The sequence below is a fragment of the Nonomuraea sp. NPDC001699 genome, assembly GCF_053596455.1.
In genome coordinates, this window is sequence record NZ_JBSFGF010000006.1 from 465,578 (window position 1) to 477,593 (window position 12,016).

Annotated in this window: 12 protein-coding genes; 9 read left to right on the top strand and 3 right to left on the bottom strand. The window is 73.8% G+C overall.

Translation table 11 applies throughout. The annotated features are described in order from the left end of the window. Positions 1-85 precede the first annotated feature (85 nt). The 5 genes from ACWCSU_RS21450 (at position 86) to ACWCSU_RS21470 (ending at position 5,314) form a co-directional block, all read left to right on the top strand. Positions 86-1,543 (top strand): aldehyde dehydrogenase family protein, encoded by a 1,458-nt coding sequence (locus ACWCSU_RS21450; RefSeq protein ID WP_449936958.1) that lies wholly within the window; start codon positions 86-88, stop codon positions 1,541-1,543. Continuing rightward, complete coding sequence (locus ACWCSU_RS21455) at positions 1,528-2,424, top strand: CoA transferase subunit A (RefSeq protein WP_449936961.1); 897 nt, start codon at positions 1,528-1,530, stop codon at positions 2,422-2,424. Before ACWCSU_RS21450 ends, ACWCSU_RS21455 begins: the two co-directional genes overlap by 16 nt. Continuing rightward, positions 2,421-3,206: a CoA-transferase subunit beta gene (locus ACWCSU_RS21460; RefSeq protein ID WP_364092299.1), complete on the top strand. Its 786-nt coding sequence runs from the start codon at positions 2,421-2,423 to the stop codon at positions 3,204-3,206. The genes ACWCSU_RS21455 and ACWCSU_RS21460 overlap by 4 nt, the downstream gene beginning before the upstream one ends. Then, positions 3,203-4,021: a citrate/2-methylcitrate synthase gene (locus tag ACWCSU_RS21465; protein WP_449936963.1), complete on the top strand. Its 819-nt coding sequence runs from the start codon at positions 3,203-3,205 to the stop codon at positions 4,019-4,021. Before ACWCSU_RS21460 ends, ACWCSU_RS21465 begins: the two co-directional genes overlap by 4 nt. A 141-nt stretch (positions 4,022-4,162) precedes the next feature. Further along, positions 4,163-5,314 (top strand): pyridoxal phosphate-dependent aminotransferase, encoded by a 1,152-nt coding sequence (locus ACWCSU_RS21470; protein WP_449936966.1) that lies wholly within the window; start codon positions 4,163-4,165, stop codon positions 5,312-5,314. Between the two features lie 16 nt (positions 5,315-5,330). Here ACWCSU_RS21470 and ACWCSU_RS21475 read toward each other — a convergent pair whose 3' ends face one another. Further along, positions 5,331-7,076 (bottom strand): NmrA family NAD(P)-binding protein, encoded by a 1,746-nt coding sequence (locus ACWCSU_RS21475; RefSeq protein WP_449936968.1) that lies wholly within the window; start codon positions 7,074-7,076, stop codon positions 5,331-5,333. 82 nt (positions 7,077-7,158) lie between these two features. On the opposite strand from ACWCSU_RS21475, the gene ACWCSU_RS21480 reads away from it, so the two are divergent. The 3 genes from ACWCSU_RS21480 to ACWCSU_RS21490 are packed head-to-tail and all read left to right on the top strand — an operon-like array spanning position 7,159 to position 9,332. Continuing rightward, on the top strand, positions 7,159-7,785 hold the full coding sequence (locus tag ACWCSU_RS21480; RefSeq protein WP_364092305.1) for a TetR/AcrR family transcriptional regulator: 627 nt from the start codon (positions 7,159-7,161) through the stop codon (positions 7,783-7,785). A gap of 15 nt (positions 7,786-7,800) precedes the next feature. Further along, positions 7,801-8,580, top strand: coding sequence for a hypothetical protein (locus ACWCSU_RS21485; RefSeq protein WP_449936971.1), 780 nt, complete (start codon positions 7,801-7,803; stop codon positions 8,578-8,580). Between the two features lie 11 nt (positions 8,581-8,591). Beyond that, positions 8,592-9,332, top strand: coding sequence for an MBL fold metallo-hydrolase (locus tag ACWCSU_RS21490; RefSeq protein ID WP_357705174.1), 741 nt, complete (start codon positions 8,592-8,594; stop codon positions 9,330-9,332). A gap of 10 nt (positions 9,333-9,342) precedes the next feature. On the opposite strand, the gene ACWCSU_RS21495 is transcribed toward ACWCSU_RS21490, so the two are convergent. Continuing rightward, the gene (locus ACWCSU_RS21495) at positions 9,343-9,786 is read right to left on the bottom strand and encodes an NUDIX hydrolase (RefSeq protein ID WP_449936974.1); all 444 of its coding nucleotides are present in this window, start codon (positions 9,784-9,786) and stop codon (positions 9,343-9,345) included. Positions 9,787-9,899: 113 nt separating this feature from the next. On the opposite strand from ACWCSU_RS21495, the gene ACWCSU_RS21500 reads away from it, so the two are divergent. After that, the gene (locus tag ACWCSU_RS21500; protein ID WP_449936975.1) at positions 9,900-11,465 is read left to right on the top strand and encodes an alkaline phosphatase family protein; all 1,566 of its coding nucleotides are present in this window, start codon (positions 9,900-9,902) and stop codon (positions 11,463-11,465) included. A 60-nt stretch (positions 11,466-11,525) separates the two neighbouring features. On the opposite strand, the gene ACWCSU_RS21505 is transcribed toward ACWCSU_RS21500, so the two are convergent. Further along, positions 11,526-11,996: a TspO/MBR family protein gene (locus ACWCSU_RS21505; RefSeq protein WP_357705180.1), complete on the bottom strand. Its 471-nt coding sequence runs from the start codon at positions 11,994-11,996 to the stop codon at positions 11,526-11,528. Positions 11,997-12,016: the final 20 nt, after the last annotated feature.

A 12,016-nucleotide genomic window follows, 5' to 3' on the forward strand; every position in this document is an offset into this window, starting at 1 on the left:
GGGGGCATCGGTCTAATCCCCCTTGTCCGGAACATCCCTGGCCATGAGGCTTTGCCCTACTAGAAGTTGACCGGAAAGGAACCCGATGGCGACGATCCCGAGTCGCTACCTGCTCAACCACATCGGCGGCGAATGGCGTGCCCCCGAGAGCGGGCAGACCCGGCCGAACATCAACCCCGGCGACCTCTCCGACCACATCGGGGACTTCGCCGAGTCCGGTGGCGCGGACGTCGAGCTGGCCGTGGAGGCCGCCGCCGCGGCGATGCCGGAGTGGAAGGGGCTCGGGCCGATCAAGCGCGCCGAGTTCCTGCGCGCCGCCGAGCGCCTGATCGAGGAGCGGGCCGAGGACTTCGCCCAGGCGATCACCCGCGAGCAGGGCAAGCTCATCAAGGAGGCCCGCGGCGAGGTCAGGCGGGCCCTGGCCATCCTCGACTTCACCGCGGGCGAGGGGCGCAGGCTGAAGGGCGAGACGCTGCCCGCCGAGGAGCCGCGCACGTTCTCCTACACCTTCCGAGCGCCGATCGGCGTGGTCGGCCTGGTGACGCCGTGGAACTTCCCCCTCGCCATCCCCATGTGGAAGGTCGCGCCCGCGCTGCTGGCCGGGTGCGCGGCGGTGCTCAAGCCGTCGCCGTTCACGCCGCTGACCTCCGCGCTGCTGGTGGAGGCGTTCGTGGACGCGGGCGTGCCCGCTGGGGTGCTCAACCTCGTGCAGGGCGACATCGCGGCGGGCGAGGCGCTGGTGACGCACCCGCGCGTGGCCGGGATCAGCTTCACCGGCTCGCTGCCCGTGGGCCTGGCCATCCACCAGGCCGGAGCGCCCCGGCTGCTGCGCACCCAGCTCGAACTGGGCGGCAAGAACGCGGTCCTGGTGCTCGCGGACGCGGACCTGGACAAGGCGGTCAAGGCCACCGTGTTCGGCGCGTTCGGGCAGTCGGGACAGCGGTGCAGCGCCACGTCCAGGGTGATCGTCGACCGTTCCGTCAAGGAGGAGTTCCTGTCGCGGCTGGTCGCCGAGGTGGCCGGGCTCAAGGTGGGCCCCGGCCTGTCGGACGAGGCCACGATCGGCCCGGTCGTGAACGAGGCCCGCATGCGCGCCTGCCTGGACGCGGTCAAGGCCGCGCAGGAGTCCGGCGCCAAGGTCGCCATCGGCGGCGAGCGGCACACCGAGGGCGTGCCCGAGGGCTGCTACGTGCAGCCGACCGTGCTGCGCGACGTGCCCTGGGACAGCGAGATCGCCCAGGAGGAGATCTTCGGCCCGGTGTTGTCCGTGGTGGACTGCGACGGCTTCGACGACGCCATGTGCATCTCCAACTCGGTCCGGTACGGCATGAGCGGCACGATCTTCACCCAGGACCCGGCGACCATCTTCGAGGCCCTGGACCGCTTCGAGGCGGGCATGCTGCACGTCAACCGGCCGGGCGTCGGCGCGTACGCGCACCTGCCCCACATGGGCGCCAAGTTGTCGCAGTTCGGCCCGCCCGAGTGCTCGCCGCAGGTCTGGGACTTCTACACCGAGTGGCGGTCGGCGTGCATAAGTTACTGACGGCCGCCGAGGCCGTCGCCCGGCACGTCCCCGCCGGGGCCGTCGTCGGGATGGGCGGCCAGAACATCAACCGCTGCCCGATGGCGCTGGTGCACGAGGTGATCAGGCAGGGGATCGGCGGGCTGACCGTGGTCGGCTGCAACCTGTCGCTGCCGCTCGACATGCTGGTCGCGGCGGGCCTGGTGGTCCGCACCGAGCAGGGCACCGGCAACCTGGAGCGCTACGGCACGCTGTTCGCCTGGCGCCGGGCCGTCGAGCGCGGCGAGGTCGGCGTCGGCGACCATTCGCACCTGGCGATGGCCACCCGCTTCGCGGCGGGGGCCATCGGGGTGCCCTTCCTGCCGACGCGCAGCCTGCTCGGCACCGACCTGCTCGCCGACCTGGTGTCGGAGGGCGTGGCGGTGGAGTCGGCCGATCCGTGGACGGGGCAGCCGGTGGTGCTGCTGCGGGCGATGACGCCCGACGTGGCGATCATCCACGCGAACCGCGCCGACCTTTCTGGAAATGTCGTGATCGAGGGCGTTACATCCCATGAGGTGGACATGGTCCGGGCGGCCCGCGCCACGATCGTGTCGGCCGAGGAGGTGCTGCCCGCCGGGGCGTTCGCCGACCGGCCCGAGCGGGTCACGATCCCGGAGGCGTACGTGACCGCGGTCGTCCACCAGCCCTTCGGCGCCTTCCCGACCTCCGTCTACCGCGAGTACGACTTCGCCGAGCCGGAGATCAAGGAGTACCAGGTGCTGGGCCGGGCCGGGGACGCCGAGCTGCGCGAGTGGATCGGGGCCAACCTGGGCGCGTCCTTCGACGATCACCTCCAGGCCCGCGACCCGGCGGGCACGCTCCGGGACGGGCTGACCGAGCAGATGAGGAGGCTGGTGTGAGCGCGTCCGGGGAGTGGGCCGCCCTGCCGAGGGAACTGCTGGTCGTCGAGGGCGCCCGGCAGATCCGCGACGGCGACCTGGTGATCGTCGGCACCGGCCTGCCGCTGCTGGCCGCCACGCTCGCCCAGCGCACCCACGCGCCGGAGGCCAAGCTCGTCATCGAGTCGGGGGTGATGTTCCCGAAGGTCGTGCCGACGCCGGTGTCCGTGGTCGATCCGCGGCTGATGCACGGCGCCGCGCGGCACGGGTCGTTGTTCGAGGCGCTGGGCGGGCTGGTCCAGCGCGGGCTGGTCCGTACGGGCTTCCTCGGCGGGGCCCAGGTGGACGAGTACGCCAACATCAACTCCACCTGGGTCCCGAGACCGGACGGCTCACGGGTGCGCCTGCCCGGCAGCGGCGGGGCCAACGACATCGCCAGCCACTGCCGGCAGGTGGTGATCCTGACCGACCACGAGAGGCGGCGCTTCCCCGCCCGCTGCGACTACGTCACCAGCCCGGGGTTCCTGGGCGGGCCGGGGGAGCGGGCCAAGGCCGGGCTCGGGCCGTTGCGTGTCAAGGTCGTCACCGACCTGTGCGTGATGGAGGCCGAGGACTCGGCGCTGACCGTGACGGCCCTCATGCCGGGGGCGAGTGTTGCGGACGTACTAGAAAACACCGGCTTTACCCCGAAATTTCGGGATTCGTTGGAAATTGTGGTGCCGCCGGACCCCGAGGACCTCCGCCTGCTGCGCGAGGAGATCGACCCGGCGTGCGTGTACTTCCCTGAAAGGAAAGCCCGTTGACCGACAAGAAGCCGTTCGCCTGGGAGACGGCGATCGCCTGGAAGAACAAGGACCGGATCGTCGTGCGCGGGTACGACGTGAACGAGCTGACCGGCAACATCTCCTTCGCCGAGCACTTCCACCTGGTGCTGCGCGGCGAGCTGCCGACCCCCGAGGTGGGCCGGATGACCGAGGCGATCCTGGTGAACATGGCCGAGCACGCCATGTCGCCGTCCTCGGCCACCGTGCGCTTCGCCACCTCCGGCGGCGCCGAGCTGAACGCGGCCGTCGCGGCGGGCGTCGCCGGCATCGGCCGCCTGCACGGCACCGCCGACCGGCCCGCCGAGCTGTTCCTCGCGGTCGGGCAGCGGGCCGAGCGCGACGGGCTGAGCGACCAGGAGGCCGCCGCCAAGGTCGTGGCCGAGATGCGCGAACGCCGCGAGCGCATGCCCGGGTTCCACCACGCCCAGCACATCCGCGACCCGCGTACCGCCCGCCTGCTGGAGCTGTCGGACGAACTGGGCGTCACCGGCCGGTACGTCCGCATCGCCCGCGCGATGGAGGACGCCACCGAGGACGTCTTCGGCCGCCGGATCTGGATCAACGGCCCCGGCTCGATGGGCTGCGTCGGCCTCGACATGGGGTACGAGCCGTTGCAGCTCAAGGCCATGTTCATCGTGTGCAGGTCGTTGTCGTTGTGCGCGCACTCGATCGAGGAGATGACCAGGGAGAAGGGCTGGCGGGCCTCCACCAACTCCGACATGGTCCAGCCGCTGGACCTGTCGATGCAGGGCCCGGACCACTACGACGGCCCGGCCGACCGCGCCCTGACCTGACCCCGGGCCTGACCCCGGGCCTGACCACCGGCCGGATCGCTGGCCGGACCGCCGCCGGCACCTCCGCGCCGACCCTTGACACCCGCGTTCTCCAGGATCAGGGTGGTGTTCCGTATACGGAACAAGCGTGGAGGTGCAGTCATGCGGCCCAACTCCCGGTTCGCGCAGGTGCAGCCGTTCGACATCGACAAGGTGGCGTCCGCCGCCGGGGCCGACCCCGACGTCCTGCGCCTGGAGAACCTGGACACCGACGTCCCGCCGCCGCCGGTCGCGGTGGCCGCGACCAGGCGCTCCCTGGAGGAGGGGACGGGCAACAGCTGGCTGCCGTTCACCGGCCTGCCGGTGTTGTGCCAGGCGGTCGCCGCCGAGCTGCGGGCGCGTACCGGGGTCGACTACGACCCGTTGCGGCAGGTGTGCATCACCTCGGGCGGCACGTCGGCGGTGATGCCGGTGCTGCTGGCCACGACCGAGCCGGGCGAGCCCGTGGTGCTCACCGACCCCACCTATGCCGGGCTGCTCCAGCGGGTGCGGCTGTCGGGCGCGCGTCCGCACCTGGTGCCGCTGCGGGTGGACGGCGGCCGCTGGCGGCTGGACCGCGAGGCGCTCGGCCAGGTGCCCGCGGCGGCGGCGCTGCTGCTGATGAGCCCGTCGATGCCGTCGGGCGTGGTGTTCGACCGGGAGGACTGGGAGGCGGTCGCGCGGGTCTGCGAGCGTACGGGCGCGTACCTGATCTACGACGCCGCCATGGAGCGCATCGTCTTCGACGGCCACCCGCGCGTCAACCCGTGCCAGGTGGACGGCCTGGCCGAGCGCACGATCACCATCGGGTCCATGTCGAAGGAGTACCGGATGATCGGCTGGCGGATCGGCTGGGTCGCCGGCCCGGCCGACATCATGTCCCGGATCATGGTCGCGACCATCTACAACACCACCGTGGCCAGCGGCTACCACCAGTACGGCGCCGCCGCCGCGCTCACCGACCCGGCCGGCGCGGGGGTGGCGGAGGCGGCGGCCGAGTACCAGGCCCGCCACGACACCGTGGTCGCGCAGCTCGACGGGCTGCCGGTGGTCCGGGCGGGCGGCGGCTGGTCCGTCCTGGTGGACGCCGAGGCCATGGGGCTGACCGCCGCCGACCTGTCGGCCCGCCTGCTGGAACGCGGGCGCGTCGCGGCCACCCCCATGACGGCCTGGGGCGAGAGCGTCGCCCCCCGGTACGTCCGCCTCGTCTACAGCGCCGAGCCGGTCGGGCGCCTGTCGGACCTGCGGGCCCGCTTCGAGGCGGCGCTCGGCTGACGGGACTGACCGGGGCTCAGCGGGCCAGGCGGTCGCGCAGGAAGCCCTCGAACGTGCGCAGGCCGGGGTGGCGGGCGCGGAGGGCGGCGACGTCGGCCTCGTAGCCGCCTTCCAGGAACCACTCGTACATGCGCTCCCCGCCGGTCGGGGTCTGCTCGAACCGGGTGGGGGTGCCGGTGACGCGCTGGTAGATCTCGGCGAGCTCCGGGCCGGTGCGTTCGTCGCCCGCCAGCTCCAGCGCCCGGCCGGCGTGATCGTCGGGATGCTCGAACGCCTCCGCCGCGAAGTGGCCGATGTCCTCGGGCGCGACGAGCTGCATGCGCCGGAACGGCAGCGCGATGACCCGCTCCTCCCCGGCGGGCTCGGCGTAGTACAGGAGGTTCGTCATGAAGAACACCGGCCGCAGGACGGTGACCCGCAGGCCCAGCTCCGCGAGGTGCCGCTCGATCGCCCACTTGCTCGCGAAGTGCTCGATGCCGGTGTCGCGCTCGGCGCCGCCGACCGAGCTGTAGACCAGGTGGGCCAGGCCCAGCCCGGCGGCCAGGTCGGCGACGGCGACGCCCTGGCGCACCTCGCGGGCCAGCTCCTCCTCGGTCAGGGCGAGGGCCTGCACGCTGAACACGCCGTGCACGCCCGTCATGGCGGCCCGCAGGGAGGCGGGGTCGTCCAGGTCGCCCTTCGCCAGGGTGGCGCCGAGCGCGGACAGGGCGCGGGCGGCGGGCGAGGCCGGGTCCCTGACCAGGGCGCGGACCGTCCAGCCGCGGTCCAGGAGCGTCCGGGCCACCGCGCCGCCCTGGTTGCCGGTGGCGCCGGTGACCAGGATCGTCCTGGCGCGGGCGGGCAGCAGCAGCGACTTCCCGGTGACCTTGCGGGCCTCGACGGCGGCGTGCGCCTCGGCCGCCGACTCCAGGGGCAGCACGTTGCCGACCGTGGGACGCAGGCGGCCGGCGGCGGCCAGCTCCAGGGCCTCGCGGGCCAGCTCACGCGGGTCGGCCGAGGGCCAGGCCACTGCGGTCACGCGGGGGTCGGGGGTGGTCATCGGGCCGCCGGCCATGCCGTACGCGCTGAGCCGCCCGCCGTCCTTCAACAGCGCCTGCGCCTGGGCGCCGACCTCGCCGCCCACGCCGTCGAAGACGACGTCCAGGCCGCCGGTCGCGGCGCGTACCTCGTCGGCCCAGCCCGGGACGGTGTAGTCGACCGTCAGCTCGGCCCCGAGGCGCGCGGCCAGGTCGCGCTTGGCGGCACTGCTCGCCGCGCCCACCACGCGTGCCCCCGCGGCGCGCGCGAGCTGCACCAGCAGGCTGCCCACCCCGCCTCCGGCGGCCTCCACCAGCACCCATTCGCCGGGCCGCGGCGCGGCGGCGCGGGTCAGCCCCACGGCGGTGCGCCCGTCGGCCAGCAGCGCCACGGCGTCCAGCGCCGACAGGCCCGGGGGCAGCGGGATCAGGTCGTCGGCGGCGGCCACCGCCAGCTCGGCGTAGCCGCCCCGGCCGCCGAGCGTGGTGACCACCCGCGTTCCCACCAGCGCCGCGTCCACGCCTTCGCCCACCGCCAGGACGGTGCCCGCCACCCCGTTCCCCAGGATCGCGGGCAGCTCGGCCCGTCGCGGTCCCCGATCGGCGCGCACCTGCGTCTCCACGAACGTGATGCCCGCGACCGCCACCTCGACCAGCACCTGCCCCGGCCCCGCGACGGGATCGGGCACCTCCTCGACGACCAGCGACCCGGGACCACCGAACCGCCGCAGCACCACCGCACGCATGACAATCCTCCTTAGTCGGAGCGCTCCGCTCCGACTGAGTACGGTATATCGGAGCGCTCCGCTCCGCAATATCCTGTACGGCATGGCAGGACGCGGCAGACAGGCCGAGGCGGCGCGGAACGATCTGCGCCTGCTCCAGGCGGCCCACGAGGTGTTCACGACACAGGGGTTCGACGCGCCCGTGTCGGCCATCGCCAAGCAGGCGGGCGTGGGCATGGGCAGCCTCTACCGCCGCTACCGCACGAAGGAGGAGCTGCTCCAGCGGTTGTGCCTGATCGCCATGGAACGCGTGGTCGACGCCCTGGAGTCGGCCCTGGCCGAACCCGACCCGTGGACCGGGCTGGAGGCGTACGTGCGGGCCTGCGTGGAGGGCCGCTCCGGCGCGCTGGCCCCGGTGGCGGGCACGATCGAGGTCACCGACGAGATGTGGCGCACCTCCCGGCGGGCCACCGAGCTGGCCGACGAGCTCGTCACGAAGGCCCGCGAGGCCGGCGCGCTCAGACCCGACGTCACCACGCTCGACGTCTCGCTGCTCATCGAGCAGTTCAGCAGGCCGGCCCCCGGCCCGCCCAGCGAGGAGCACCAGCGGGTCAAACAGCGCCTGCTGGCCGTCACGCTCGACGGCCTGCGCGCCCCCGGCACGACCCCGCTGCCCGGTGATCCGCCGAGCACGGAGTGGTACGAAGGGCGCTGGCGGACCGCCCCGTAGGTCTACGGTGGGACGGTGGCCTTCAATGACCTGCTGAAAGACCTCGACCACAGCGCCGGAGCGCAGGCCGCGGGCATCAGACGCGGCTACGGCGGCCCGCCCGCCCGGACGATGAGCGTGCGCTCGGGCCCGGCCCGGCTGCGCTGCGCCTCGCTGCTCAAGCCCCTCTACGCCTGGGTGGCCGCCGACCACATCGACGACGCCGAGCGCTGGCGCCGCCACGCCGAGCCCGCCGTGGTCCTCTCCTCCAACGCCGACACGCTGAGCCTGTGGTTGTCCATCGGGCCGCGCGTCCTGCTGGAGGACCTCTACCGGCGCACCGGCGTGCGGTGGGCCCAGCCGGGCGGCGACCCGTCGCGCTTCGGCTCGGTGGAGGTGTCGGCCGACGAGGTCGCCGCCGCCTACACCGTGTTCGCGCAGGCCGCGGCGGCGGGCGACCCGGTGGCGGCCACCGTCCTGGAGTGGATGCGGCAGGTGGCGGGGGAGCAGACGTTCGGCGCCCGCGAGGCGCTCGGCTCGCCCGAAGCCGGGATCAAGTGCGGCTGGTACGGCGCCCCCGACGAGACCTGCCTGCGCACCCACGCCGTCGCCGTCCTGCCGCGCGGCGGCACCCGGGCGACCGTGGTCGTGGCGATGACCGCGCTGCCCTACACCGGTGAGCGCGACCGCGAGGCGTACCACGCCCGCATCGCCCAGGGGTTTCCGGTCGAGTCCGTGCACGAGGGCCTGGCCGGGTCGCTGCTGCGCGGTCTCATGTCCACCACGCTGGCCGAGCTGGGCCACCGGCCCCGCTAGAGTCGGGGATCATGCGGATCACGGTGCTCGGCGGATGCGGGGCCTGGCCGGCGGCGGGCCAGGCGTGCAGCGGCTACCTCGTCGAGCACGACGGGTTCCGCGTGCTCGTCGACCCCGGCTACGCCACGCTGCCGCGGCTGCTCGAAAGCACGCCGGCCGAGCGGGTCGACGCCGTCCTGGTCAGCCACGGCCATCCCGACCACTGCTCCGACCTCAACCCGCTGCTGCGCGCCCGCGCCCTGGGCGATGCGCCGCCGGCCGCGCTGCCCGTGCACGCGCCGCCCGGCGCGCTCGACGCCGTGCTCGCGCTCGACCGGCGCGGCATGCTGGCCGGCAGCTTCGAGCTGCACGACCTGGAGCCGGGCACGCCGCGCGAGATCGGCCCGTTCCGGCTCGACGCCTTCTCGCTGCCGCACCACGTGCCCAATGCCGGGCTGCGGCTGAGCGCGGGCGGCCGGGCGATCGCCTACACGGGCGACACCGGGCCGTCCGCGGACCTCGTCACGCTGGCCGCCGACGCCGACCTGCTGGTGGCCGAGGCCACCTACCCCGAGCGGGTGCCCGACGAGGACGCGCCCTACCTGTCCAGCGCCCTCGACGCGGGCCGCACCGCCGCCGCGGCCGGGGCCGCCCGGCTGCTGCTCACCCACCTGTGGCCGGGCACCCGGCCCGAGCCGGCGCTCGACGCGGCGGCCAGGTCCTACGCGGGCGACCTCGCGGTGGCCACGGCGGGCCTCACGATCGAGGTGTGACGCACCGGGCTCAGCGTGGCGGGGGCGTGCGCAGGGCGGTCACCACGGCGGCGAGCTTCGGTGGCTCGACGCCGTACGGCATCTCCTCGGCCCACGTGTGACCGCGGTAGACGCCGAGCTCCTCCTCGGTGAGCGCGGCGGGGGTCACCCGCGGGCGCGCCTCGTCGAAGGTGGCCAGGAAGAACGGCTCGGTCTTCACGTAGCGCACGCCCAGCCAGGTGAAGTCGCGCTCGACGTCCACCGAGTGATCGCGCACCGCCGACCCGGGCAGCCCGGTCTCCTCGGCCAGTTCGCGCCTGGCGGCCTCCAGCGGCGTCTCGCCCGGGTCGAGGCCGCCGCCCGGCGGCTCCCAGACGTCCCTGCCGCTGATCGGGTCGTACCAGTGCATGAGCAGGACGCGTCCGTCGCGGTCGAGGCAGACGACGCGGGCGGCAGGACGTTGGCTACTGCCCATTTGGGCCCCCTTTTTCCTCTATGGCGACCATCGGAAAGACGCTATTCACGCACCCGCCTGACGCTGGAGATCCTTCAGCCGGATCATCCCAGCACTCAGCGAGGAGTACGTCCATGCAACGATGGCGCATCCTGCCCGCTCTCGTGGCCGCGGCCGTGTCGGTCCCCGCCCCCGCCGCCCTGGCCGATCCCGCGCCTGCTCCAGAGGGCAAGGTCCTCAACGGCGCGACCACCCTGGCCGCGCCCGTGCCCGTCCCCGACGTCCCGAACGGCATCAGCGCCGACAAGGTCCTGGTCATCGGCCTGGACGGGTTACGCCACGACCGCATCGCCCCCGCCGACGCCCCGAACCTCGACGCCCTGATCAGCGGCGGCACGTTCGGCACCAGCCTGCTCTACACCAGCCCGATGGCCGCCACCTCCAGCGGCCCCGGCTGGTCCACGATCGCCACCGGCGTCTGGCCCGACCTGCACGGCGTGAAGGACAACACCTTCGCCGGCAAGCACTACGACCAGTACCCCGACTTCCTGACCAGGCTGGAGAACACGAACGCCGCCTACTCCACCTACGCCGCGCTCGACTGGAAGCCGCTCGCCGACCAGGGCACGTTCGGCCCCCGGATCGACGCCAGAGTGGCCCTGGACGGCGACGCCGACGGCTACCCGGCCGAGGACGAACGCGTCACCCAGGTCAGCGAGACTGTCCTGCGCACCAGGAATCCGGACGCCTCCTTCGTCTACCTGGGCGCGATCGACATCGCCGGGCACGGCAGCGGCGCCGGCTCGGCCGCCTACCTGACCGCGATCCACGACGCCGACGCCCGGATCGGCCGGCTGCTGGCCGCGGTCAGGGCCAGGCCGTCGTACGCGAGCGAGCGCTGGACCGTGGTCGTGGCCACCGACCACGGTCACACCGACGCGGGCGGGCACGGCGGGTCCTCGATCGAGGAGCGCCGCACGTTCGTCCTGGCCTCCGGGCCCGGCCTCGCCGCCGGGGCGCGGCCGGCCGACACGCGCCTGGTGGACGTGACGGCCGCGGTCTTCACCGGGCTGCGGCTGGCCGTGCCGGGCGGGATCGACGGCAGGCGCGTCGACACCAGGACCGGCGACCCGTTCGAGGGCGTGACGCTGTCCGGCAGGACCGACGAGACCGGCATCCCGGCCGGCGTGCTCGGCTACTCGCACACGCCGCCCTCGGGCTGGTCGGCGGACGCGTCCAGGATGCCGTCCGGGGGCGTCCAGGAGTGGCGCGGCTGGGCGTTCACCACGGACGAGTTCTGGTCGCGGGCGGCCCGTGACCAGCAGCGGGAGCTGAACGTCCGGTCCAGGGGCGTCTTCGCGGTGGCCGACTCCGACGAATGGGACGACAAGTCCCACGGGACCGGGACGTTCGACTCGACGCTCGTCTCGCCCGCCTACACCGTGACCGGCCGCGCGTCCGTCACCCTTGCCTACGCCACCCACTACCGGGTGGACGGCGCCCAGAAGGCGCAGGTGCTCGTCTCGTTCGACGGCGGCGCGGACACGCTGGTGAAGAACTACACGGCCGACGCGATCGCCAGGAACGAGTCGCTCAGGGTGGCCGTGCCGGCCGGGGTTACGTCGATGAGGGTCAAGTTCCACTACTTCGACGCGACCAACAACTGGTACTGGGCGGTGGACGACCTGCGCGTCTCCTGACCGTGCGGCCGGGTGCGGCCGGGTGCGGCCGGGAGCCTCGTCCTGGGACGGGGCTCCCGGTCAGGGGTTGCGGGCGGCGATGGAGGCGTTGAGCGCTGTCGCGAAGGCCGTCCAGCCGACGTAGGGCAGCAGGGCCAGCCCGGCGCGGCGGTCGGCGCGCAGGAAGCGGCGCAGGAGCACCAGGTTGGCCGCGTCGAGCGCCACGATGTCGGCCAGGGCCAGGCGGGGGGAGCGGGCGCCGAAGAACAGCGGCGTCCAGGCGGCGTTGAGCGCGAGGTTGGCGCCCAGCGCGCGGGTCAGGCCCGCCCGGTCGTCGCCCGAGGTCAGCGCGCGGGCGCCGGCGTAGGCGATCAGGCCGTAGATCGGGGTCCAGACCAGGCCGAACGCCCGCGTGGGCGGCTGCCAGCGCGGCTTGCGCAGCCGGCGGTACCAGGCCGAGCCGGAGGAGGTGGCCAGGCTGCCGAGCGTGGCCGTGACGGTGACCGCGGCCGTGGTGGCGAGGAGGTTACGGGCGAACGGGCGCATCTGCATGGGCCTGCCCCTACCCGCCA

Excerpts from the sequence above, each read along its gene's own strand:
- ACWCSU_RS21450 (WP_449936958.1), top strand. The coding sequence starts at position 86 with ATGGCGACGATCCCGAGTCGCTACCTGCTCAACCACATCGGCGGCGAA.
- ACWCSU_RS21470 (WP_449936966.1), top strand. The coding sequence starts at position 4,163 with ATGCGGCCCAACTCCCGGTTCGCGCAGGTGCAGCCGTTCGACATCGAC.
- ACWCSU_RS21475 (WP_449936968.1), bottom strand. The coding sequence starts at position 7,076 with ATGCGTGCGGTGGTGCTGCGGCGGTTCGGTGGTCCCGGGTCGCTGGTC.
- ACWCSU_RS21480 (WP_364092305.1), top strand. The coding sequence starts at position 7,159 with ATGGCAGGACGCGGCAGACAGGCCGAGGCGGCGCGGAACGATCTGCGC.
- ACWCSU_RS21490 (WP_357705174.1), top strand. The coding sequence starts at position 8,592 with ATGCGGATCACGGTGCTCGGCGGATGCGGGGCCTGGCCGGCGGCGGGC.
- ACWCSU_RS21495 (WP_449936974.1), bottom strand. The coding sequence starts at position 9,786 with ATGGGCAGTAGCCAACGTCCTGCCGCCCGCGTCGTCTGCCTCGACCGC.
- ACWCSU_RS21500 (WP_449936975.1), top strand. The coding sequence starts at position 9,900 with ATGCAACGATGGCGCATCCTGCCCGCTCTCGTGGCCGCGGCCGTGTCG.
- ACWCSU_RS21505 (WP_357705180.1), bottom strand. The coding sequence starts at position 11,996 with ATGCAGATGCGCCCGTTCGCCCGTAACCTCCTCGCCACCACGGCCGCG.